Genomic DNA, 23,792 nt, shown 5'->3' on the forward strand with positions numbered 1-23,792 from the left:
GCCCCTTGCTGATCCTCTGGGCCGCCTCGGCCTGGTACAGCTACTACGGCGCACTGGCGGCGGCCACCTCGGCCTATGATCGTACCCTGCTCGCTTCGGCCCGCACCGTTGCCGAGCGGCTGACGGCAGCCGAGGGCAGCCTCAGGGTGGATGTGCCCTACGTGGTGCTCGACAGCTTCGAGCGCAACATGCGCGATCGCCTCTTCTATCAGGTGCGCGGTATCGACGATAGGGTCATCTCCGGCTTTGATGACCTGCCCCCCATGCCGGACGGCACGCCGCTGACCGACCGCTATCCGGCGCTCGCCTACTTCTACGACGGGCTCTATCAGGAGGCGCCGATCCGCGCCGTGATGCTGCTGCAACCAGTAGGCGAGGGGGCGTCAACGGCATGGCCCGCATCACGGTGGCGGAAACCCTGCTCGGCCGCCAGCAGTTGGCGGAGCAGTTGCTCTGGTCGGCCCTGCTGACCCAGGGGGCGCTGGTGGTGCTTACCCTGCTGCTCGCTTATCTGTTGCTCAAACGGCTGCTCACCCCGATGCGCCGTTTGTCGCGGGAGATCTTGCGCCGCGATGCCGCCAATCTTGCACCCTTGCCGGATTTGCTCCCCTGGCAGGAGACCCGGCCGCTGGTGCAGGCGTTCAACCGCCAGCTGGCCCGATTGCGCCAGCTGGTGGCCCGGCAGGAGCGTTTCAGTGCCGATGCCGCCCATCAGTTGCGCACCCCGCTCACCATTTTGAAAACCCAAGTTGAGGTGGCGCGCGGCAGTGGCGATCCTGCCCTGATGAGCGAAAGCCTCGATGCCATGGCCGTGCGGCTCGATCACACCATCGCCCTGACCGAGCGGCTCCTGCTGCTGGCGCGACTCAAATCGGACGAGTGCTCCGGGCTGCGCCAGCGGGAGCCCATGGAGTTGACGGCGCTGGTGCAGCAGGCCTGTCTGTCGCGGTTGCCGCAGGCCCGCAGCAAGGGGATCGATCTCGGTTACGAGGGGGAGGAGTCCGCCATCATGGTGGCGGGGGAGCCGCTGCTGCTCGGGGAACTCTGTGCCAACCTGCTCGACAACGCCATCAAATACACCCCACCCCACGGCACGGTGACGGCGCGGGTGGTGCGAAGCAACGGGCAGATCTGGCTGGAGGTAGAGGATAGCGGCCCCGGCATAGCCCCCGAGCTGGCGGAGCGAGTCTGGCAGCCGTTCCAGCGCCTCGAGCAGGGGAGTGAACAGCCGGGAGCGGGGCTGGGTCTGGCGCTGGTACGCGATATCGCCCACTACCACCACGGCGAAGTGGTGTTGCTGCCGGCCACCCAGCTGGGGGGCTTGCTGGTGAGGCTGATCTTGCCGCTGGCAACATCGTGAGGGCGATAAAAAAGAGAGGGCACCTCGCGGTGCCCTGTTTATCTACACATAGATGGCGGTGGGGGTCAGCTGCGGATCTTGTTGAAGACAAACAGGACGATAAGGGCGCCCACGGTCGCCAGCGCGATGCTCGGGATATTGAAACCGGTCACCGAGCCCAGCCCCAGCAGGGTACCCACATAGCCGCCAACCATGGCGCCGACAATCCCCAGCAGGGCAGTCATAAAGAAGCCACCGCCGTCGCGGCCCGGCATGATCCACTTCGCCAGAATACCCACCAACAGTCCCAATACGATCCAGGTGATAAAGCCCATGGATTAATCCTCTCTGTGTGTTTGAGCCCGCATTATAGGCAGGGATGCCGGGATGCGAAGGGCCAGACGGCGCTGGCTGGTCACAAGCTGTCGGACGGCGGCCGGCGCTGGTCGGGCTGCACAGTCCGGTTATGAGCGGTTGAATGGCGGTATGTGCGCCGCCAACCAGAGGCGGGGATGGCTCACGTAAAGGTCAAGATGAGAAAAGCCCCGCGAGCTAGGCTTGGTCTGTGACGGGGTTGTGCCCTCACTTTTTGAGGTGTTTTCGGATCGCCTTGCCTGAGGTGCCGACTGCCTTGACCGCCCGTTTGAGCTGGACTTCGGTGCACTCGAACATTTTGACCCACTGCTTCATCTCATAGGGATCGTTGACATTGATCTTCTTGGCATCGAACGGGTGAGCGACCGCATTGCTGTCAGGCATATAAACCTCAACTTGTTGAAATAGCTGGCGAGAAAGACGTTTCTGCCTGAGCGCCATCATCCTCTCAATTGGCAAGGGGCAAGGTGACGGGGTTCACACAACCTTGTGTCCTGAAGGAGGAGTGCAGGTTTGCTTTGCTGATCTGTGAGCGATCACCACTTATTCCACCCTCTTCACAGCATCAACAACGGGGCCAGAGGCCGGATAAACAACAAGCGCCCTGCCGGGCGCTTGTTGTGGTTATCGCGATGATCCTATTCAGGGTGTTGGGCAGGTGCTTGGCGAGCCGCTGTTGCGGGGCCAGAGGGTGGATCCGTCGCTTTCGGAGAGCGGCAGGAATGTGACGCCTTCGCTCATGTTGGCAGGGGGCAGGTCATCCTCCAGCACATACATCCCCATCGGCAGGCTGCCATAACGCTGGTTGGCCTGCACCTGAGCGACCGCGAGGCTGGAGTAACGCAGGCCAAGCAGATCGAAGTGATTGCGCCAGTCCCAACCGGTGAGCCGACTGAGTGCAACCAGCATAAAGTCATTGCCCGGTATGTCGCGCACCCGTTTGCCGCCATAGACCGCATGCCCCGAGTAGGGGAACAGGCTAAAGCCGAGCCTATCCTTGTTGGCATTCCACTGCGCTTCACTGTCGGCTGCCGCGCCGAAGATCCGTGAATGCTGATAGAGCAGGGTGAAGATAGTGAAGCCATCGTTCAGACGGGTGCCATCAGTCAGGATCATACCGTGAGCGCGTAATGCCATCTGGATATAAAACGCCATGCGATAGCCGTTGTGGACGGCGTAGGCATTGCTCTTCCAGGGGGCTTCGTAGCGACTCTCGCCGGTATCGAGCACCTGGCAGTTGGCCCCGAGCACGACGCGGTTGCCACTCCTGTCCCGTACCTGCGCCGCATCAGACATGAACACATAGAAGAGATCCTTGTGATTCATGTGCCCATCCTTGATGGGAGCCGTGTTGCCATCCCTCAGATAATGGGCGCGCCACTTCACCACATAAGGGAAGATGTTGTTGGAGTTTTCCCCCGCGCGGCTGCCATAGCCACTCCAGTTGTCGGCATCGCCTGCCGCAGCGTACTGCACGTTCAACCGGTTGGTCTGCAGGTTGTGGCCCAGTTCGTGATTGTCGAGCCAGCCGGTCGGACTGATGCTGCCGGAAGAGTCCCACGGGTTGCCACTGCAACCGCTGCCGCAATGGGCATTCTGGTCATAGTTGGCATGCTGGATGATGGTGCGGGTATGAATCGACTCATCGAGACAACCCTCCCCCAGCAGTGCCACGCAGGCGTTTTTAACATCCGCAGGCAGCGACTCATCGAGCCCCTTGCCCTGAATTTTCAGGCCCGCCAGGGTGTAGACGCCATTGATGTGATCCCGGGCGATGCTGTCGAGCAGGGCATTGGTGTCGGGGATGACGCCACCCACCGCCTTGGTGAAGCGATCCCGGCGTAGATGCTGTTCGGCGCCATCGGCCCGCAGATCGATATGGGGCAGCTCGGTTTGTTCCAGCCGCTCGTTGAACTCGCGTATCTGCTGCTCATCACTGAAATCCATGATGGCCGGATGACGGGTGACGCCCGTGGCGCTTACCTGGACGGCCAGCGATGCTGCCCCCCCTTCCAGATAGAGGTAGATAGGGCCGCCATAAGGAGAGGTGAAGGTGATGCTGCCCCCCTTGGCCAAGAGCAGTCGCCCGGTGGTCAGCTCCAGCGGGGCTCGATAGATCTTCTGCTCATAGGCGCGATTGGTGTTGGGCCTGTGGTAGTTGAGTCGGACGGTAGCGGACACATCGGCGTTATCGGTGCGTCTCAGGGTGATGGTTTGTCCCGGCAGGGCATACCAGCCGGTGGTGGTCCACTGCCCGCTGTAGGGAACCGCAATGCGCCGACTGTCGGTGAGCGTCGCGGGATAGGCGTAGTGAGCTGCTTGTCCCTTCACCACCTTGTTGCGATCGGTGACGTACTCCCCCAGATCGGGCTGGGCCGGGGTACGGGTGCGGGTATAGCTCACCAGCCAGTCGGCAAACATCGCCTGCTGCCAGGATTGATGTTCATCCCAGGCAATCGGGTAGTCGATGGCGGCACGGTATTTGTCGGCCAGCAGCAGGGTGGCGGGCAACAGTGTCACGCCGTCACGGGCAAAGGGACTGATCCCGGCCTTGTCGAGGGTGATGGCCGCATTTCTCAGCCAGTCGGCACCCAGCTTGAACTGCTGGTTGAAGCTCTCCGAGCCACCGCAATTGATAAAGTTGCCGCCGCAGCTATCGAGCCACTGGGTAGTGAAGTTGCGATTCAGAAGGTTGCCAAGCAGGGTATCGACCGCCATCAGCTGGGCGTCGGGTGCCATGATGGTGTTTACTGCCAGATCGCTGGCTCTGAGTTTTGACCAGTAGTTGCCCCAGGTGACCAGCCCCATATCGAGATAGAGGGGGCTTAGCAGCGGGCTGGCATCGCGCCGATAGTTGGAGAGCAGCAGCGGGATCCCGGCCGCTTTGGCCTTGGCGATCGCCTCTGCGATCCCCTGATACCCCAGCCCCTGGCGGTCGATATCGCTGATCACGATAAGCTCCGGCGCCATGGTGTCGATACAGTCGCTCAGTGCCTGATAATCGCAGGTATTGGCCGGGTTGATACTGTGCTTGTCGGGATAGATCGCCTTGAGCCAGTCCCGCACGCCTTCGTTGTGGGGAAAATAGACGCTATCGGCGCGACTAGGCATCTGGGCGGTGAGGATGCGCAGGCCATCGCTATCCTTGCCTCGGGTCAGCCAGCCAATCAGGCCCTTGAGCAGCGCCTCGCTCTGCGCGGTGCGGTCAACGGAAAACAGGTTCGCCCCCATGGCGGCCTGACGGTAATCGGCTTGCTCGGAGACCATCACCAGACCCCGGATCTCGCTCTCCCCCTTGCCATTGATGTTGGAGGGGAGCAGGGTCACCGTGCTCTCCGGCTGGAAGCTGGAAAAGGTGATGGAGTCGTGGCTCGGGTTCCAGCTGATCTGTGCCATTCCCTGATAGAGGCTGCGAACCAGTTCGGTGCGGTGCGCCTCACTGTCGGCAATCGTCGCACGGACATGGGCGATCAGGGATTGCTCGCTGGCAAGGGTATGATCTTCCCGGGCAATCGCATTGGCGGCATCGCTGATAAAGCGGGCCGAGACCTGACAATCGGCGCGCATGGGTGCTGTGGTGTAGGTATTACCCGTCAGGGTGCCCTCACATCCTGCGATCTGTGTCAGTACGAAGCCACTTTCGGGCTGCACGGTGAAACGGCCCTGTTCACCGGCGTTCAGACGCAGTGCGTCGGGGCTGAGTGCGCCCCCCTGAGAAGCGTGGGTGGTGGCGTTGAAATAGACGGCGGCACTCTCCTGCGTGAAGCTGGCCGAGATCTGGCAATCGCTGCGCATGGGGCCAGTGGTATAGGTGAGGCCGTCCAGGGTGCCATCACATCCGCTTATCTCGGTCAGGAGGTAACCGCTGTCAGCCTGTACCGAGAAACGCCCCTGTTCACCCGCCGCCAACCGCAGGCTGGTGGGGTTCAACTGTCCGCCCGCGCTGCTCTGGCTGGATGCCTCGAAATAGTTGGGGGTGACAGGGGGGCGGATAGGGGTCTCTTCCTGTTCGCCATCACCGCCGCCACAGCCTGTGATCAACAGCGCCAGTAAGGGGGTGAGAACCGTCTTTTTCATTGTTTGATACGTTCCTTGTGTTAGGACGGGTAGGGGAGTCGGTAGTCTAATGAGCCGCCTTGCTTATTTCAACGCTGATTGAATGGTCATTTTGCTTTATTTTCAGCATCTTGGATGTTTTTTTGACCGGCTTTTGCCGTATTTAGTGTTTCTGGCGCAGCAGAACCGATAGGGATGGGGCGAGCACCCCATCGGCACAGGCCATACCAGCCTGAGCTCATCGTGATACGTCGGTTCACCGGGTTTACAGGGGGGCGCCGGGCCGCAGGTTTTACCTGCAACCCGCACAGGGGGGATGTCAGACGGATGGGTAAGCGGCGGGGTCGATCGTTGCCAGCGGCCGCATTTCCAGCCGCTGCTCGCCAGGGCGGCAGATCAGCACCGAGCCTTGCTCGAACCAGTCTCCCAGCACGATGCGGCGGGCGGGCTGGCCATCAAGGGTGAAGTCGTGGATGGCGGGTCTGTGGGTGTGGCCGTGGATCATCATCCGGCAGTCGTGGGCGCGCAGGGTGTCGTCAACCGCCGCGGGCGTCACATCCATGATGATCTGGCTCTTGTGGGCATTCTCCATCTGGCTTTGGCCGCGCATCTTGCAGGCGATGGCCTGACGGCGGGCGAGCGGCAGCCGCAAAAAGAGCCAGCGCAGCCACTTGAGCTGGGTGATGCGGCGAAACTTCTGATACCCCTCATCCAGGGTGCAGAGCAGATCGCCGTGGCTCAGCACTACCCGCTCCCCATAGAGCTCGATCACGCAAGGGTCCCCCAGCAATGTCATCCCAGCGCGCTTGGCAAACTGCTGGCCCAGCAGAAAGTCGCGGTTGCCGTGGATAAAGTAGATGGGCACGTTCTGCTGGCTCAGGGCCAAGAAGGCGTCGGCCATCTGTTGATGGAGCGGATTGGGGTCATCGTCGCCAATCCAGAATTCGAAGAGATCCCCCAGCACATAGAGGGCATCGGCGCCGGGGGCGTCGTGCTCGAGAAAGCGCACCAGTGCCGCGGTCATATCGGGCCGCTGGGCAGAGAGGTGAATGTCACTGATAAAGAGGGTGCTCATGATGTGGGGGTCGGGCTCTCGGTCGAAACAGGGCAAACGGGGGTGGCAGAGATAGTAGACACAACAGGGGACGAATCGTGCGCGGCGGGCACCATCGCGCCAGTTGAGGTATGGATATCGTCACGGGATGGCGGCTGCCATGACAGCTCGGCCAGATGGCGCCCCTCCAGCGTCAGCAGGGCGGCGTAAGGATCGCCCGCCAGACCCAGCAACCGGCACATGGCCGCTTCCCCTTTCAATCCCTCCTCAAGGCGCAGACGCAGCACTTCACGGTAGAAAGCATCGCCAAACCGCTCGAGCAAAGCTGCCATCAGGGTGAGGTGGCGCCAGCCGTTCAGCGTCTCGATGGGGGCTGGGGTGACATAGAGCTCCAGCGGCCAGCTGGCATCGCTTTGATCGCAACCGCTAACAGCACAGCTCTGGTCGAGGCTGGCAAAGGTGCGCTCCAGCAGCCAGACATTGTCGCCCTTGGCGCTCGCCTGCCACCCTTGCTCTGCAAAAGTAGCGGCAAACGCCGCAGGATCGGGATGCTGGCAGAGAATATCGAGATCGCTGCCCGGCCGATCGAGGCCGATGGCGAGCGTGCTCACCAGCGCCATATCGCTGCACTGCGTGGCCAGCTCATCCCACACACCGGCGGTGAGCAGGGCATGGGCCGAGCGCTGGCGCGGGTTGCCGTGGGCCAGATAGTCAAGGCGGCGCCAGTTTGGGCTGGCAGTGGGGGAGGCAGATGGAAAAACTGCGGCCGGGGCCGCAGTTTTGTCAGTGCCGAGTCGGCAGAGATCAGTCAGCAAGGGTCACCTTGGTGATCACTACGTCTTCTACCGGCACGTCCTGGTGGATGCGGCCGTAGTTACCGGTCTTGACGCCCTTGATCTTGTTGACCACGTCCATGCCGGCGGTCACTTCACCGAATACGCAGTAGCCAAAGCCCTGAGTGGTGGCGGATTTGAAGTCGAGGAAGTCGTTGTTGTTCACGTTGATGAAGAACTGGGCGCTGGCAGAGTGCGGCTCCATGGTGCGAGCCATGGCGATGGTGCCGATCTTGTTGGAGAGACCATTGGCCGCTTCGTTCTTGATGGGAGCGCGGGTGTCTTTCTCTTCAAAGCCCGGGGCATAGCCGCCGCCCTGGATCATGAAGCCGTCGATGACGCGGTGGAAAATGGTGTTGTCGTAGTGACCGTCACGGCAGTATTGCAGGAAGTTGGCCACGGTTTCCGGGGCTTTTTCAGCATTCAGGGTGAGGGTGATGTCGCCGTGATTGGTGTGCAGAGTGACCATGATATGTCCTTTCATTTGATGCGGACGACGAAGTGCCCGCAGGTGTATGGCATAAAGTGGTGGCAATTCTAGCCCATCAGGGGCTGGCGGCATAGTCTCTCTGGCGCCGTAACCGTGCTGGCAGGCGGGATTGGCCCGCTTTTCTGCCTCGTTTTCTGCCCCTGAACGGGGTATTATGACCAACCATTTTACTCACAGGCAGTGGTTAGAAGATGCTGAAGATATACAACACACTCACTCGTCAAAAAGAAGAATTCAAACCTATCCACCCGGGCAAGGTGGGCATGTATGTGTGTGGTGTCACCATCTACGATCACTGTCATATCGGCCACGGCCGCACCTTCGTCGCCTTTGATGTGGTCGCTCGCTACCTGCGTTACGCCGGTTACGACCTGACTTACGTGCGCAACATCACCGACGTGGATGACAAGATCATCAAGCGCGCCGCTGAAACCCGCGTCACCTGCGACGAGCTGACCGAGCGTCTGATTGGCGACATGCACGCCGACTTCGACGCCCTCGGCATGGTGCGCCCGGATATCGAACCGCGCGCCACCCAGCACATCGAAGAGATCATCGAGCTGGTGCAATCCCTGCTGGAAAAAGAGCACGCCTATGTGGCGGATAACGGCGATGTGATGTTTATCGTCGAATCCTACGCCGACTACGGCAAGCTCTCCGGCCAGGATCTGGAACAACTGCAAGCCGGTGCCCGCGTTGACGTGGTCGATGCCAAGCGCAACCCGCTCGACTTCGTGCTGTGGAAGATGTCCAAGCCCGGCGAGCCGACCTGGGAAAGCCCCTGGGGCCCGGGCCGTCCTGGCTGGCACATCGAATGCTCCGCCATGAACTCCAAGCACCTTGGCAACCACTTCGATATCCACGGCGGCGGCTCCGATCTGCAGTTCCCGCACCATGAGAACGAGATCGCCCAGTCCTGCTGCGCCCACGGTGGCGACTACGTCAACACCTGGATGCACAGCGGCATGGTGATGGTGGATAAAGAGAAGATGTCCAAATCCCTTGGCAACTTCTTCACCATCCGCGACGTTTTGGCCCATTTTGATGCCGAAACCGTCCGTTACTTCCTGATGTCTGGCCACTACCGCAGCCAGCTCAACTACTCGGAAGATAACCTCAAGCAAGCCCGCGCCGCGCTGGAGCGGATGTACACAGCCCTGCGCGATCTGCCGGTAGCCGCTGCTGCCGGTGGCGACGAGCAGGTGGCTCGCTTCAAGGAGGCGATGGATGACGACTTCAACACCCCGGAAGCCTACTCCGCCCTGTTCGATCTGGTGCGCGAGATCAACCGCCAGAAGGGTGAAGACATGGCCGTTGCCGCCGCGCTGGGAGCCCGTCTGCGCGAGCTGGGCGCCGTGCTCGGTATCCTGCAGCAAGACCCCGAGGCTTTCTTGAAGGGTGACGAAGCGGACGAAGAGGTTGCCGAAATCGAGCGCCTGATCGCCGAGCGCAATCAGGCCCGTGCCGACAAGAACTGGGCTGCGGCGGATGCCGCCCGCAACCGTCTCACCGAGATGGGGATCGTGCTGGAAGACAGCGCCGGCAAGACCAGCTGGCGCCGTGCCTAAGGGCGGTTGGCCTTGTTGGCGTCTGGTGCCAACAGGTTAACCCAATAAAAAAAACCGCAGCTCTAGGGCTGCGGTTTTTGTTTGTGTCTCTTCCCTCGACACCTCTTAAGCCTCTGCGATCTGCTTAAGCCTCGGTGACCTGCGCTCTGATCCCCTCTCCCCTTGCGGGAGAGGGTTAGGGTGAGGGGGGCTAACGTCATTTCTCGGCTGAATATCGTCCTACGCCTTAATGGCATGGCTTCGCCATGCAGGACACGAGGGCCTTCCCCTCGAAGGGGTTTCGCCCGCCCTTCGGGCTGGGGCGAGTGACTTTGGAAAGACCCAAAGTCACCAAAGGTCTTCTCCCCCGGCAACCCGCCCGCTTCGCGGGTTCCCTCGTCTCGTCCAACGGGTCGGACGGAGCGCCGCAGACGGCACATCCCTGTGCCGACTGCGGCTGCGCCATCATCCCTGATGGCGCTCCTGACCTGTTGAACTCGACTCGGCGGTTTGCAGGGGGAAAAAATACCGTGCCCGCCCGTGGCTTTAGTTTTCATGTCGGGCGCCGATCCCGCCGAAGGGGAGAGCAGTGCAAGGGGTTGGGGAAATAGGTTTGGGTTTGATAAAAGCGTGTTTGGGCAATAGAAATAAAAACCGCAGCTCAAGGCTGCGGGGTTTTTATTGGAAGAATTTTTTTATTTCTTTAACCCATTCTGGAATCACATCAACATCATCGTGATCTTCTTCATAGTTTGTAGAGGCCTCAATATATTTTTCTGCAAAGAGAATTTTATTCTCTCCATCATTTTCATTGAAAAAATCTTCAAGTTGAAGATTTTTAAAGTTCTTTATAAAGTCTGTGTTGCCATTGATGTTAGATGCCGTTATATCTTTTAAATGCTCTGAACTTTGCATTGTTTTTAAAGTAATCGTGAATATCGTAGGATTAAGTGCCTGTTCTATATCCGTCTTATGCGTATCTGAATGTGTTAAGGTTAACAAATGAGTTTTATTTGCTTCTCCCTTGTTGCTAAGACGTCTAATTTGCAAACTCTTAATCCCAGCATTGATCTCTTCACATCTAGTATGATCTGTATCAATCAAACAATAAACTTTTCCATTTGTACTTTCCTCCCCCATTGGGGTTTCTAAGTATTTATACAGGCGAATTACTTTTGACTGCCCACCCATTGGTAATATTCGAAGGTTTTTATTTTTAATTTCTTCTTTGAAAAAATATTCAAAGTAAATCTTTTCACTTACACCTTCACAGACAATCCAGTTGTATGGTGACGGCATTTTCAGTGAATAAAATATGGATTGAACTAAATCATATGTACTTTTAAGCGTGCAATGTTTGGGAAGCGCATTTTTAGAATTTTCAATTTCCTTTTTTAATTGAGATCTGTAGTCATATAAATCAAAGCTTTCAAAAACAATCTTTCTTTCAACCTGAGTAAGGAAATGACTATGCCCTTTACTTATAATTGGTAGGAAACCGTACCAATGAGTCGTAACTAAAATTTGATTGCTGGAAGATATTTCTTTTAGTTTTTCGAACTGCTCATAGCATAATGATGTATGCAGTGAATTTTCTGGCTCATCTATACCGATTATTACCATTTTATCTCTTTCAGAATTTCTTTTGAGAAAAGCATAAACTAAATTGATCAGTGCTTGTCTTTTTTCACCAGCACTTAGCTCATTAACTTTTGTCAATGAGTCTCCATTTCTTCTATGCAGAACTCTTTTCTGAAAATAGACTTCTAAAATCTTATTTACTAGGTCCGCTTTGGTTACTGAATTATTTCTATCTTGTCCTGTATGATAACAATATTCTTTCTCCAGAATCACTTCAATTTCAGATACAAAATTACCTAACGTCTTGTTAATTCCTCCTTGATTATTGAAGTTAACTGTATTAAGGGACTTTTCTATTTCAGTCTTTAACTGTTTGTCAAAAACTTTCTGCATTTCTGCATTTCTGCATTTCTGCGGTTTCGATTTTTGTAAAACTTTCAACCTCTATTTCTACAGGGAAATATATAAATGAATAAAGTCCTTTTAGTTCAGAATGGAATCTTTTCCAATCAGGGCTAGAAAGTAACTTAGATAGTCTTTCTTTTCTGTTGCTTGTTGTTTCACGTTTATCTTGAGGATCGCCATTATCTTTTTCATCATCCAACATATATGAAAGAAAACTTTCCTCACCATGAAAGCTAGCAAAGTACAGTCGTGGTACGTTTGACTGTATCTCTGATTCTCCGGCTACTATTAGATAATGAGAGTCAATCGATATTCCTTTCTGGCTTGATAACTGGTTCCTAATTTCAAAGAAGTCATTCATTGATCCTCTAACACCGCTATGTAATGTATTTTTTTGTACCTCCCAAAAATACTTACTTATTTTTTCAAATTCCTTTTTTTGCCTAGGAACTTTAGATTTTCTAATTAAAAAAATAGGTGATATGAATGGTTCGTTTCCTATTGTGGTTAATCCATCTCGTTTCCCATCTTTATTTATAGGATATGGTTTGTCATTGAAAAATGAATTTAGCGCTTCTAATATGGAGCTTTTACCAACACCATTCTCACCTACATATGAAACAAATCCATATTTGGAGCCTACCGGAATAAATGAAATTCCTTTGTAAGCCTTAATATGTTTTAGAAAAACACCAATAATCATTTATTACATCTCTTAACTGAAAATTAATAAGGAGCTTAGAGTAGGCTTGCGAAGCGTAATCGGATGTTTGAGTCATAAAGAATTATTGCGGCCGAATAATTTCACTATCTGAAAATCTATGTAAAACCAGTCCCAGATAAGGATATGTGGCGCTTGCTGTTGTACTCACAATGATTTTTTCACCAATGCATACATATCAATGATACCTGTTGGATTGGTGAGAAAGTTTGGTCCGCCATTGGTAGGTGGGGGAGATAACAACCCTTCCTAAAATTGTCCTCGCTAGGACAGGAATAATGAGTGATTTGAGTTGAGAAGATATCTCTAAGGGCGATATTCGATCTTCCAATTCTTACCATTGTTAGATGATTTTCCGTTTTGGTCACATCGAGTAACTTTGTTTTTTTCATCACCCATATCGAGCTCAATCCAGGGTAATTTTAAGTCTTTAAACATAAAGTAGGCGGGTTCTTCTATGTTTATCTTTTGTGGCTCTTTAGGACTGCAAATTATGAAGTGAGGCCTTACATTTGGCCATGTGTTTTCGTTACCAAAAATAGCCTTAAATCGTTTGTTTTTGCTATCTAGCTGACCATTGCTAAAGTAGCTATCGCCTTTAGCTTCAATCATCACAAGGTGGGTTATTTTATTTTCGTCTACAAAGGCAAGAAGAAAGTCGACATCTTCTTGAGTGCCTGATATTTGATAGTCAGTTTCAATTCCATTTTCCTTTATGAAATTGCGTTCTACGCAGCTCTTATAGTTGTTTTTAGTGAGGTACAAGCTGGCATAGATCCAGTCAAGGTGGTAATCCATTGCAGCAAAGTATTTTCTGGGGATGGTGAGACCGATTAGGTTTGATATCCTATCAAGCTGGTTGTCATCCATGCGAAATTCTGGGTTTCCCAGCATTTGGCCAATTAGGTAAAACCGCTCTTTGCGGTTAAACGATTTCAAATTATCAATTAGGTTATCGCTCATACAAATCTCGAAAATGTATCTTGTCTGATAGGAAATAATGCAATGGAAATAGGTGTATATCGTAGGGTGTAATGAACGAAGTGAATTACACCTCTATCTCAGATCGGAATGAATCCTGTGTTTGATGTTTTCCTCGGGGCTACGGGTTGGGTGTGGCCCCCTGTTGTTCGCCGAGGTGAGACCGTTTGTCCAGGCCGCGAGGCAGGACGCCGAGCGAGCGCCGCTGGGCCAGGGATGGCCCATCGGCGCGTGCCGTGGGACAAACGGGTGAACCGAGGGAACCCGACGCAGGAGGGCGAACAAGTGGGGGGGCCTTTCTTTTGGTGACTTTTCTTTGGCCACGCAAAGAAAAGTCACTCGCCAAGCCGCGCAGCGGCGGCGAAACCCCGTCGAGGACGGAGTCCTCGCGTCCTGCATGGCGAAGCCATGCCAATTAGACGGCGATATTTCGCCAAGCAATGACGTTACCGACCCCTCACCCTAACCCTCTCCCGCAAGGGAATAGCGACCGCGGACGATTACGCTTCGCTACTCGACCCATTCGACCTTACAAATTGCCCCAAGCGTCGCACCCACATGGGGTATGGGTACAAGCCCCGGGGGCTGACGGGAACGCCCGTCGAGGGTGCAACCCTCGCATCTTGGCGCAGGCGCGGGAGACCGGCTGGTCTCCGCTAAAATCGCTACCGCCCCTGACTGTCGCTACCAGATTGCGCCGTTGACCATTGATCTCGGAAAAGGGGTCAACAGACGCCCGTCGCCATATTACGGAGCCAGAGTGGTCTTATCTATGGTTTTGATGAGCTAACTATCAGAAAAGAGTGATTTTTTGCGCTGGCACAAACTTTTATTAATTAGTGATTAGTTGTTGGTTGCCGGGGTTTGGTCGTGGCGGGGCGGTGGGTTGACGCTGCGAGGGGAGCGCAACCGGTAAATAGAGTGGAGCGCAAACGGAAAAAAGCGAAGGGGCCCGCAGTGGGCCCCTTGTTATTGGCGCTCGACGCCGCTATTTGGCGGCGGGGGTAGGGAAGTATTTGCTGTGCAGCAGCGGGTATTCGCTGCTTGCCAGCACCTGGGTCAAGCCGGTCTGGAACTCCTTGACCAGCTCGTCGCTCACCGGATGGCTGAAGGCGAAGCAGAGCTGCTCCGAGCTCAGCACCCACTGCTCCTTGAAGCTGGCTGGGTCGATCTTTTGCTCTGCGACCAGCATCTCCATGGTGGTCTTGTGAGTTGACAGCAGATCAACCCGGCCGGAGGTGAGCATCTTGAGCGCTTGTGATAGCCGATTGGCAGTCATCAGCCTGGTCTCGTCAAAGCCGTTGTTGAGCAGCAGTTGCTCCCCCACATCGGCCCGCACCGCGCCGATATTGAACGCCTTGGCATCGTCGAGCTTGGTGATGGTGATATTGCGCTCGGCCAACCCTACCAGCACGACTTCGATATAGCCGACGGGACAGGCCCACTTGAACAGGGGATCCCGCGCCTGGGTGCGGGCGGTGGAGAAGAGCACCGCATTGGGCTTTTGGGTCAGCAGGTAGTAGCCGCGGGCCCACGGCATGATGGTGATGGGCTGCGCCGGTGTATTGGTCTTTTTCCACACCAGTTGCAGCAGCTCGACTGCGAGGCCGGTGGGGGCGCCGCTGGCATCGGCGTAGTTGTAGGGTTTGTACTCTTCGGTGATGTAGTGCAGTTTGCCGAGCTCAGGACTCGCCTGTGCGAGGGTGGCCAGCAGCGCCCCGGCCAATCCAATCCATGGTTTCATTTTTGCCATCCTGATCAAGGGAATATCTGCTCAAGTGTGACCAAGCTGGCCGATTTCGCCAAGGCGACGGAGCATGTTTGGCAAAAAAGCTCGGGTGCACAGTCCCGTCCCGCGCCCAATGTCGGCGGCGATCAGGGCGTTAGCGCAGCGGCAGGTATTTGGCTTGCAGGGCCGAGAAATCCGCCGAGGCGACGACCTGGGTCAGCGCCTGCTGAAAGAGGGCGACCTCGCTGTCGGGCACCTGACGGCTGAAGGCGTAGCAGAGCGGTCTGGCATCCAGCACGAAGGCGACATGAAAGTCATCCGGCTTGAAGCCGAGCTGCTGCAGGGTTTGATAGCCCGCCAGCTTGTTGGTCGCAAAGAGATCGGCGCGACCGGAGGTGAGCATTTTGGCCGCCTGGGTGAGGCGGTTGGCCAGCATCAGCTGGCGCTCATCGATACCGCGCTCGAGCAGCAGCTGTTTGGAGACGGTAGAGCGCACCACGCCGACCTTGTAGCGGCTGATCTCGGCCTCCGAGTCGAGGGTGATGTTGTCCGCCTTGCGCCCCAGCAGCACAAACTCCGAGTGATCGATGGGGCAGGCCCACTTGAAGAGCGCTTCCCGCTGCGGGGTGCGGGCGGTGGCAAACAGCACCACATTGGGTTTTTGTTGCAGCAGGTTGTAGCCCCGGGCCCAGGGCATAATGCGGATGGGCTGGGGCGACACGCCGCGCGCTTTCCAGATAAGCTGCATCAGCTCTACCGACAATCCGGTCGGCATCCCTTGCTGGTCGCTGAAATTAAACGGGGGAGAGATTTCGCTCAGATACTCGAGCTTGCCCGGATCGGCCTGCGCGAAGGTGGCCCACAAGAGCAGTAGCAGATGAGGTAGGTGCCATGTCCGCACGGGAAAGATCCTTCGCAATCAACTATGTAGCCCAGTTTGACTGCTTGTGGCGGGAATAGCTAGCCACCTCTATTGCATCTTTCATCAATAAAATGGGCAGCGAACCGCTGCCCATCGGGTGAGTGAGTACTCAGCGCACCGGCAGGTATTTGGCCTGCAATTTGCGAAACTCCTCCGAAGCGAGGGCGCGGGTCAGGCCCTGCTGAAAGAGGGTGATCTCGCTGTCGGGTACTTGACGGCTGAAGGCGTAGCAGAGCTGCTCGGCGCTCAGCACCATGGCCACGTTGAAGTCATCGCTATTGAGCTTCAGTTCGCGAATGGCGTCATATCCCGCCAGCTTGCTGGTGGCGAGCAGGTCGGCGCGGCCGGAGAGCAACATCTTCAACCCCTGCGACAGGCGGTTGGCCGGGATGATGTTGTTGTCATCCATGCCGTTGTTGAGCAGCAGCTGCTCGGCGGCGTCCGAGCGCACCGCGCTGATCTTGTATTGGCTCATCTGATCGAAGGCGGTCAGGGTGATGTTCTGCGCTTTGCGGCCCAGCAGTATGTACTCCGAGTAGCCGATGGGGCAGACCCACTTGAAGAGATCTTCCCGTGCCTGGGTGCGGGCGGTGGAGAAGAGCACCACGTTGGGCTTCTGGGTTAGCAAGTAATAACCTCGCGCCCAGGGCAGGATGCGCACCGGCTGGGGCGTCACGCCGCTGTGTTGCCAGATCATCTGCAGCAGATCGACCGCAAGGCCGGTGGGCTGGCCTTGCGGATCGCTGAAGTTGTAGGGGGGGTACTCTTCGGTGAGGTACTCGAGCTTGCCCAGATCAGCCCGGGCCGTCGAGGCCCAGCAGAGCAGCAACAGATGACAGATCAGCCATATCCTCATTGGGAACATCCTTAGCGATCAACCTTCCCTTGAGTGTGACCATGAACAGAGTAAATAGCCACTCACTGCCGTTACCAGCGGGCGCGGGTCTGCCCGATGGGCTGGTAGGCCTCATCCCGCAGCCCCACCAGCAGGGTCTTGCCATCGGCTTGCAGCCGGAACTCGCCGTAGCGGGCCGCTTCGTACTGCTCCCCCGTGCCCTCTTCAAAGAAGTAGGCATCGGGGCCGATCTGCCACTGCCGCTCGCTCTGGTGCACCTGCAATAGCCGCTCATCGCTGGCGAGCCGATCCGGTTTGCCATCGGCCACCAGAGTGGCCACCTGATGGGCATCGAGGCGGATCACCAGGGTGTCGCTGCCCTTGTTTTGAGTAGTTTGGGCGTCGCGGCTGGTCAGCTCGCGGGCAATTTCATAGTTGAGCCGCATGTAATCCCCCTGCATCAGAGAGCGGGGATCGACCGGAGCGAGCCGCAGCAGCACCACTTCGCCGCTGCTCATGGCGTGCTCATAGCGCCAGACGGTGGCATTGATGCCTGCCAGGATGGCGAGGCCGCTCAGCAACAGGGCGAGTTGTCGGGTGACTGGTTTCATGAGTCGCTCCTTGCCGCAAAGGTGGTGAGCAGTTGGCGGGCCCCCAGCAGCAGGATGCCGGAGCCCAGCAGCAGCCAGGATTTGGTCATCAGGGTGAGCCCGAGATCGTAGTAATAGAGCGAGCCATAACCGAGCAGCAGCAGGGCCGAGAGGGTCATCAGCCCCAGACTACCGGCATAGAAGCCGAGGATCAGCACCAGTGCGCCTGCCCCCATGCCGGGGATGATGGCGCTGATCAGCACCAGTGGCAGGCCAAACAGCAGCGGGAGCCTCAGCTTCACCATCACCGCCAGCAGCAGGGCGGCGCAGATCAGGGGATTGAGCCAGCTCGGCAGGCGGGACAGCCCCAGCTCGTCCAGCACGCTGCTGCCGCCATCCCAGAGCGGATGGTGCAGACGTCCCAGCACCAGCAGGGAGAGGGCGAGCCCCAGCGTGATGGAGTGGTAGAGCTGGTGGCGCTCTGGATCCCTATCTGCCCGCAGCCAGCAGAAGGTGATGGCCGCCATCACCAGCGGCAGGGCCAGCAGTTGCAGCCCGAGGCAGGCAAGGCCAAGGGTGAGCAGCAGGGCCGCCGCCACGCTGTGAAACAGCCGCACCAGCCAGTGATCGAACAGCACTGCGATGGCGAGCGACAGCAGGCACAACCCAAACCAGAGCAGGGCGTGATGAAGGTCCAGCTGATCGAGCAGGCCATAGAGCAGCCAGGCATCGGCCGCCAGGGTGAGGGCCAGCACGAACTGATCCCAGAGATCGCCGCTTTGGCTGCGATTGAGGGCGTAGGCCCCCGCCAGCAGAACGGCCCCGAGCAGCATGGCACTGTTGGCCTCGCGGGTCAGCTGCTCGAAGGTGAGAAACAGGAAAAAGAGCAGGAACAGGGCGGCAATCCAGCCCACCAGCCCCAGCAGAAAGCGGCTCGACCAGTGGGGGTGGGTATCACGGGGCTGATCCCCTTCCACCAGATTGGCCTGTTGCAGTGCTTGCCAAAGGGTCAGATCACTCATGAGACCTCCGTTGTTGTTGCAGCCAGCGGGCGGCGGTGACCGAAAGGCCGATGGCAATCAGGCTCAGCAGCAAGAAGCCGTTGATGTCGGGCTCCATCCACTTGCCCAGCGCCGCGAGGATGACGGCAATCAGACTGAGGCACCCCATGGCGAGTCCGGCGATAAATCTATGATGCCAAAGGGCATAGGCCGCAGCGAGCCAGCCAAGCCAGAGCGGCCACACCAGCGGGGAAGCGGCATCAAACAGCGCCAGCAGGGTGAGCAGGGTGGCTCCCAGACCGGCGGCAAGGCCCGCCAGCCAGCTTGGCATCAGGCGCCAGCGGTTTGGCGCCAGCAGAAGCAGACCCCAGAGGGCGGCGTTGAGCAGGGTAAGGCACCAGCCCAATCCCTCTTCATCGAAGGTAAAGAAGAACGTGAACAAACCGAGCCGCCAGTAGAGCACCAGCGCCAGCTGGCCGAGCAGCCAGCTCAAGGTCCAGAGCAGGGGACTTTGGCCAAATAGCGCCAGTGGAACCAGCATCAGCGCCCAGGTGGCGAACAGCTGCCAAGGATCGGCGCCGGTCTGGTAGGTTTGACCCACCAGCGCCAGTAGGGCGCCGATATTGAGGGCGATAGCGAGCAGCAGTGCCTGACGGGGGTATCCCCCAGCGGTTTTCGCCACAGCAGAAGCAGCATGGCGAGCAGCGGTGCCTCCAGCAGGGCGAGGCGGGAGACCCGGCCCAGCTCTTGCCAGTTGAAGGCGACGAAGAAGATGAGGCCAGCCCCGATGCAGAGGGCACCGAGCCAGAGCAGCAGCCGGTCAAACAGCCACTGCCAGCGCGCCGGATGGGGGGGAAGATCGGCGAGGGTCAGGGCGTCCGCCAGCTTCTCTGGCGCCAGCCGTCCCTGTTTGACCCATTCGAGAAGTGTCTCTCTTGATACGTTGTGCATGGGGGGACTCCACGAGGTTTGCCCCATTATGGCATGAGGTCCCCGCAACCGTGCACTGCCCCTTGGCTCTGCGGCAGGTGGTTGCGACAGCGGGTTACGCAATAGACACAGCAGTAAACAAAAAAGCCCTCCACAGGGGAGGGCTTGGTCAGCGGAAAAGGCGATCAGGCAAAGATCAGGGTGCTCACCCCGAGGCCGACGAAGAGGATGGCGCAGGCGATGCGGATCCCCTTGAGCGGCAGCTTGTCTGCCCCCAGCTTGCCGATCAGCACCACAGGCACGTTGGCCAGCATCATGCCGAGGGTGGTACCGGTAATGACCTGCACCAGCGAGTCATACTTGGCGGCCAGCAGCACGGTGGCGATCTGGGTCTTGTCGCCGATCTCGGCAATAAAGAAGAGCACGAAGGTGGCCATAAAGGGGCCGTATTTATCCAGCGAGCTCTCCTCGTCATCCATCTTGTCCGGCACCAAAATCCAGATAGCCATGGCGATAAAGGCGATGGCGACCAGCCAAGTCATTATCTTGGGATCGAGCCAGCGGCTGATGAACTCGCCAATCCAGGCCGCGCCCGCATGGTTGAGCAGGGTAGCCGCCAGCATGCCGGCGATGATGGGCCAGGGCTTGCGAAAACGGCAGATGAGCAGCAACGCCAACAGCTGGGTTTTATCGCCGATTTCGGCAATAGCGACGCTGAGGGTTGAGGTTAACAAGGCTTCCATAAAAATGACCGGGGGACGGAATTGTTATAAACCAAAGACAAGCCTGCGCCATCCGTCCCCGGTATTGGCACTGGCCCGTCAAAGGTCTTGTCAAATCCATGGCTGGCATGGATCACCCTGACCATGGTGATTTGGCACCAAGTATGTTGATCAGGGTCGCAAACCGGTATTCATGCAATGGATGGCACCGGCGTGCGAGACTACTCCCCCTCGATGGGAGCGGGCATTCTAGGGAAAAACCGCATGAGTGACAAGGGGATCAGCCACCCACCAGCTTGACGCTGAAACCGGCTTTCTCCAGCTCGGTTTTGATCAGGTCCCGTTTATCCCCCTGGATCTCGATCACTCCCTCCTTGATACCACCACCGGTGCCGCACTTTTTCTTGAGCAGGGTGGCCAGGGATTTTTGCTGATCGGCGGGTACGCCATGAATGGTGATCACCCCGGCGCCCTTGCGCCCCTTGGTCTCGCGGCGAATGCGCACGGTGCCGTCGGTGGGGAAGGGGGAGGCGGATTGGGGAGCGATCTGCTCCTTGATCATGCCGCCATCTGTGCTGTAAACGAGGCGGCTGTTGTTGTCGTGACTCATGGCATTACTTTATGGGTTAGCTAAGCGGAGTTTGATTTTACTCAAATAAAAGTTGAAGACACAGCTTATAATGCCCCAAGTAAAAGCGAATTATTATTGTTTAACTTCAGGAGTCAGTCATGGTACTCACGCAGTTGTCACCGGGACAGAGTGCTCGCATCAAGAATATGAATCAGCTCGCCCGGCCGCTGCGCCGCAAACTGATGGTGATGGGCCTGTTGCCCCAGACTGAAGTCATCTATCTGCGCTCCGCCCCCCTGGGGGACCCGCTCCAGATCCAGTGCCAGGGGATCTGTCTCTCCATGCAAAAGAGTCTGGCCCAGCAAATAGAAGTCGAGCCGGTATAACCCCCTGCTCGGCTGCCGCTCCGGCCAAGAAACGTCACCGGGAGCGGTTCAGAGACAAGAAGTCGAACCTGCAAAGCGGCTTGCCACACGCGCGGCGGGTTCAGAAGAAAATAGAGGTAGAGCTGGTATGAATTATTCCCTGGTAACGGTAGGTAACCCCAATAGCGGCAAGACCTCCTTGTTCAACGCCCTGACCGGCGCCCGCCAGCAGGTAGGCAACTGGAGTGGCGTCACCGTCGACAAGAAGATGGGTGAGTTCAGCGCGGGTGAGCATCACTTCAAGCTGATGGATCTGCCCGGCATCTATAGCCTGGCCAGTCAGGATGGCAGTCTGGACGAGCAGATCGCCAGCCGCTTTACCCAGGGCCAACAGCCCGACCTGCTGCTCAACGTCATCGACGCCGCCAATCTGGAGCGCTCCCTCTACCTCACGCTGCAACTGCGCGAACTGGGCCTGCCCATGGTTGTGGTGCTCAACAAGCTGGATATCCTGCAAAAGCGCCGCATCGTCATCGACGAGAGCAAGCTCGGCAAATCCCTCGGTTGCCCGGTGGTGGCCCTCTCTGCCCACAACAGCAAGCAGGTTGCCGCCTTCAAGCAGCAGATCCGGCAGTTTATCGGTCAGCCGCAAGCCGCCTTGCAGCTCGATTACGGCCACGCGCTTGAAACCGATCTGGCGGAGCTGGAGACCCTGCTCGCCCCGCATCACCTCACTACCCGTGGCCGCGCCCTGCGCCTGCTGGAAGAGGATGCGGTGATGCAGGAGACCCTGCTGCCCGGTCAGCAGGCGGCCGCAGCCAATGTGGTAGCTCGCGCCCATCAGGGACAGGATATCGACCTGCAACTGGCGGATATTCGCTACGGCCATATCCACCAGTGGGTACAACAGGCTCGTCAGCAGAAGGGCAAGCTCACCGAGGCCCAGAGCGAGTGGCTGGATCGGGTGCTGCTCAATCGCTGGATTGGCATCCCCTTCTTTCTGTTTGTCATGTACCTGATGTTCCTGTTTGCCATCAACGTCGGCAGCGCCTTTATCGACTTCTTCGACATCATGGGCGGCGCCCTGTTTGTCGATGGGGTGCACCACCTGCTGGGGCTGGTCAATGCCCCCGAGTGGCTGGGCGCCATTCTGGCAGACGGCTTTGGTGTCGGCTTGCAGACCGTGGCCACCTTTATTCCGGTGATTGGCTGCCTCTATCTCTTCCTCGCGGTGCTGGAGAGTTCAGGCTATCTGGCCCGCGCCGCCTTCGTGGTGGATGCCCTGATGCGCCGCCTCGGCCTGCCGGGCAAGGCGTTCGTGCCGATGCTGATGGGCTTTGGCTGTACCGTCCCCTCGGTGATGGCGACCCGCACACTCAACTCCGAGCGGGAGCGGCTGATGACCTCCGCCATGGCCCCCTTCATGTCGTGCGGTGCCCGTCTGCCGGTTTACGCCCTGTTTGCGGTGGCTTTCTTCCCCGAGTCAGGTCAGAACCTGGTGTTCGGTCTCTACCTCATCGGCATTCTGGTGGCGGTGCTCACCGGCCTGTTGCTGCGCAGCACCCTGCTGCCGGGCAAGAGCGACTCCATGCTGATGGAGATGCCGGATTACGAGTGGCCGCGTCCGGTCAACGTTGCCATCAAGACCTGGCAGAAGCTCAAATCCTTCGTCTTTGGCGCCGGTAAAACCATCGTACTGGTGGTCGCCGTGCTGAGCGTGCTTAACTCCCTGGGTACCGATGGCAGCTTTGGCCATCAGGAGCAGGAGAGTTCGGTGCTGAGCAAAATCAGCCAGGCGGTGACCCCGGTGCTGCACCCCATAGGTGTACGCGATGACAACTGGCAGGCCACGGTCGGTATCGTCACCGGTATCTTCGCCAAAGAGGCAGTGGTCGGTACCCTCAACAGCCTCTACGCCGGTGGTGGTGGTGAAGAGGAGGAGAGCGAGTTCTCGCTGGTGGCCAGTTTCCACGAGGCGATCGATGCCGTGGCGGCCAATCTGGCGGAGATCAACCCGAGCGACCCCATGGGGCTTGATGTTGGCAACCTCGACGACCAGAAAGCTGCCGCCGAGGCGCAGGAGGTGGATGTCTCCACCTACGGCAACATGCAGACCCACTTCGACGGGGCGGCCGGTGCCTTTGCCTACCTATTGTTCGTGTTGCTCTACATGCCTTGCGCCGCCGCCATGGGCGCGCTGGTGCGGGAAACCGGTCGTCAGTGGGCGCTCTTTACCGCCGCTTGGTGCAACTATATGGCCTTTATGTGCGCGACCCTCTTCTATCAGGTCGCGACCTTTGCCGCTCATCCGGAGAAGAGCCTGTTCTGGATCGCCAGCTACGGCCTCTCTCTGGTACTGCTCTGGTGGGCCGGTCGCCGTCACGGTGACATCGTCGCCCGCAAGGTGGTGACCTTATGATCCTGCGCGAGCTGGGGGATTACCTCGCCGCGCAGCAGAAGGTGAGCCGGCGCGATCTGGCTCGCCATTTCCACACCTCGGAAGATGCGGTGGAGGCCATGCTCGGCGTCTGGATGCGCAAGGGGCGGGTCATCAAGCGCGAGAGTCGGGTCTGTGGTGGCAGTTGCTGCGGCAAGAGCGAGGAGGTGATGTTCGAGTGGTGTGACGCGGGCCAGATTGGCATCAAGATCCGCTAAACGACTACCCAACCTCATCACCAAAGATCGAACAATAAAAAACGGCAGATCCTGCTCAAGGGTCTGCCGTTTTTATTGCTGAAAACAGGC

At 57.6% G+C, this 23,792-nt stretch carries 22 protein-coding genes and 1 pseudogene; 6 read left to right on the plus strand and 17 right to left on the minus strand.

The genetic code is table 11. From position 1 onward, the window contains the following. Nucleotides 1-5 precede the first annotated feature (5 nt). Both WBR25_RS07775 and WBR25_RS07780 read left to right on the plus strand, forming a co-directional pair. Nucleotides 6-470 carry a sensor histidine kinase N-terminal domain-containing protein gene (locus tag WBR25_RS07775; protein ID WP_479749660.1) on the plus strand — a complete coding sequence of 155 codons (465 nt, stop codon included), beginning with the start codon at nt 6-8 and terminating at the stop codon, nt 468-470. Beyond that, on the plus strand, nt 392-1,360 hold the full coding sequence (locus WBR25_RS07780) for a sensor histidine kinase (protein ID WP_479749661.1): 969 nt from the start codon (nt 392-394) through the stop codon (nt 1,358-1,360). The genes WBR25_RS07775 and WBR25_RS07780 overlap by 79 nt, the downstream gene beginning before the upstream one ends. Before the next feature lie 65 nt (nt 1,361-1,425). Here the strand turns inward: WBR25_RS07780 and WBR25_RS07785 are convergent, their stop codons facing one another. The 6 genes from WBR25_RS07785 to WBR25_RS07810 form a co-directional block, all read right to left on the minus strand. After that, nucleotides 1,426-1,674, minus strand: coding sequence for a GlsB/YeaQ/YmgE family stress response membrane protein (locus WBR25_RS07785; protein ID WP_005359720.1), 249 nt, complete (start codon nt 1,672-1,674; stop codon nt 1,426-1,428). Nucleotides 1,675-1,921: 247 nt separating this feature from the next. Next, entirely contained in the window at nt 1,922-2,098 is a 177-nt protein-coding gene (locus tag WBR25_RS07790) for a DUF3606 domain-containing protein (RefSeq protein ID WP_021229425.1), read from the minus strand. Between the two features lie 258 nt (nt 2,099-2,356). After that, nucleotides 2,357-5,791 carry an ImpA family metalloprotease gene (locus tag WBR25_RS07795; protein WP_479749662.1) on the minus strand — a complete coding sequence of 1,145 codons (3,435 nt, stop codon included), beginning with the start codon at nt 5,789-5,791 and terminating at the stop codon, nt 2,357-2,359. 298 nt (nt 5,792-6,089) lie between these two features. Next, the gene (lpxH, locus tag WBR25_RS07800) at nt 6,090-6,845 is read right to left on the minus strand and encodes a UDP-2,3-diacylglucosamine diphosphatase (RefSeq protein WP_479749663.1); all 756 of its coding nucleotides are present in this window, start codon (nt 6,843-6,845) and stop codon (nt 6,090-6,092) included. Beyond that, nucleotides 6,842-7,639, minus strand: coding sequence for a DUF4269 domain-containing protein (locus WBR25_RS07805; RefSeq protein WP_342400900.1), 798 nt, complete (start codon nt 7,637-7,639; stop codon nt 6,842-6,844). The genes lpxH and WBR25_RS07805 overlap by 4 nt, the downstream gene beginning before the upstream one ends. Then, a complete protein-coding gene (locus WBR25_RS07810; protein WP_005337417.1) occupies nt 7,629-8,126 on the minus strand; it encodes a peptidylprolyl isomerase in 498 nt (165 codons plus the stop codon). Before WBR25_RS07810 ends, WBR25_RS07805 begins: the two co-directional genes overlap by 11 nt. A 212-nt stretch (nt 8,127-8,338) precedes the next feature. Here WBR25_RS07810 and cysS point away from each other — a divergent pair, with 212 nt between their 5' ends. Then, nucleotides 8,339-9,715, plus strand: a complete 1,377-nt coding sequence (cysS, locus tag WBR25_RS07815) for a cysteine--tRNA ligase (protein WP_139494042.1) — start codon at nt 8,339-8,341, stop codon at nt 9,713-9,715. A gap of 657 nt (nt 9,716-10,372) precedes the next feature. On the opposite strand, the gene WBR25_RS07820 is transcribed toward cysS, so the two are convergent. From WBR25_RS07820 to WBR25_RS07870, 11 genes and pseudogenes are all read right to left on the minus strand, one after another. Beyond that, entirely contained in the window at nt 10,373-11,668 is a 1,296-nt protein-coding gene (locus tag WBR25_RS07820; protein WP_479749664.1) for an ATP-dependent nuclease, read from the minus strand. Then, entirely contained in the window at nt 11,652-12,383 is a 732-nt protein-coding gene (locus WBR25_RS07825) for an AAA family ATPase (protein WP_479749665.1), read from the minus strand. The genes WBR25_RS07820 and WBR25_RS07825 overlap by 17 nt, the downstream gene beginning before the upstream one ends. 324 nt (nt 12,384-12,707) lie before the next feature. Beyond that, nucleotides 12,708-13,364, minus strand: coding sequence for a hypothetical protein (locus WBR25_RS07830; protein ID WP_479749666.1), 657 nt, complete (start codon nt 13,362-13,364; stop codon nt 12,708-12,710). A 1,006-nt stretch (nt 13,365-14,370) separates the two neighbouring features. Further along, the gene (locus tag WBR25_RS07835; protein ID WP_042083703.1) at nt 14,371-15,126 is read right to left on the minus strand and encodes a substrate-binding periplasmic protein; all 756 of its coding nucleotides are present in this window, start codon (nt 15,124-15,126) and stop codon (nt 14,371-14,373) included. Between the two features lie 139 nt (nt 15,127-15,265). Continuing rightward, nucleotides 15,266-16,012 (minus strand): substrate-binding periplasmic protein, encoded by a 747-nt coding sequence (locus tag WBR25_RS07840; RefSeq protein WP_279464879.1) that lies wholly within the window; start codon nt 16,010-16,012, stop codon nt 15,266-15,268. 130 nt (nt 16,013-16,142) lie between these two features. Further along, nucleotides 16,143-16,889 (minus strand): substrate-binding periplasmic protein, encoded by a 747-nt coding sequence (locus WBR25_RS07845; RefSeq protein WP_064336340.1) that lies wholly within the window; start codon nt 16,887-16,889, stop codon nt 16,143-16,145. Nucleotides 16,890-16,960: 71 nt separating this feature from the next. Beyond that, nucleotides 16,961-17,479, minus strand: a complete 519-nt coding sequence (locus WBR25_RS07850; RefSeq protein ID WP_346197230.1) for a GDYXXLXY domain-containing protein — start codon at nt 17,477-17,479, stop codon at nt 16,961-16,963. Beyond that, nucleotides 17,476-18,480, minus strand: coding sequence for a DUF4401 domain-containing protein (locus WBR25_RS07855; RefSeq protein WP_479749667.1), 1,005 nt, complete (start codon nt 18,478-18,480; stop codon nt 17,476-17,478). Before WBR25_RS07855 ends, WBR25_RS07850 begins: the two co-directional genes overlap by 4 nt. Continuing rightward, nucleotides 18,473-19,410: pseudogene (locus tag WBR25_RS07860) on the minus strand (DUF2157 domain-containing protein). The gene WBR25_RS07855 and the pseudogene WBR25_RS07860 overlap by 8 nt, the downstream one beginning before the upstream one ends. 164 nt (nt 19,411-19,574) lie before the next feature. Further along, nucleotides 19,575-20,132: a TMEM165/GDT1 family protein gene (locus WBR25_RS07865; protein ID WP_005337386.1), complete on the minus strand. Its 558-nt coding sequence runs from the start codon at nt 20,130-20,132 to the stop codon at nt 19,575-19,577. 259 nt (nt 20,133-20,391) lie between these two features. Next, the gene (locus tag WBR25_RS07870) at nt 20,392-20,721 is read right to left on the minus strand and encodes a translation initiation factor (protein WP_447734677.1); all 330 of its coding nucleotides are present in this window, start codon (nt 20,719-20,721) and stop codon (nt 20,392-20,394) included. A gap of 119 nt (nt 20,722-20,840) precedes the next feature. Between WBR25_RS07870 and WBR25_RS07875 the strand changes: the two genes are divergently transcribed. The 3 genes from WBR25_RS07875 to WBR25_RS07885 all read left to right on the plus strand — a co-directional run bounded on the left by WBR25_RS07875 (nt 20,841) and on the right by WBR25_RS07885 (nt 23,702). Continuing rightward, complete coding sequence (locus WBR25_RS07875) at nt 20,841-21,068, plus strand: FeoA family protein (protein ID WP_005337384.1); 228 nt, start codon at nt 20,841-20,843, stop codon at nt 21,066-21,068. Between the two features lie 127 nt (nt 21,069-21,195). Then, nucleotides 21,196-23,466 (plus strand): Fe(2+) transporter permease subunit FeoB, encoded by a 2,271-nt coding sequence (gene feoB / locus WBR25_RS07880; RefSeq protein WP_479749668.1) that lies wholly within the window; start codon nt 21,196-21,198, stop codon nt 23,464-23,466. Beyond that, nucleotides 23,463-23,702, plus strand: a complete 240-nt coding sequence (locus WBR25_RS07885; RefSeq protein ID WP_005350974.1) for a FeoC-like transcriptional regulator — start codon at nt 23,463-23,465, stop codon at nt 23,700-23,702. Before feoB ends, WBR25_RS07885 begins: the two co-directional genes overlap by 4 nt. Nucleotides 23,703-23,792 lie beyond the last annotated feature (90 nt).

The organism is Aeromonas sp. MTB, from assembly GCF_056632455.1.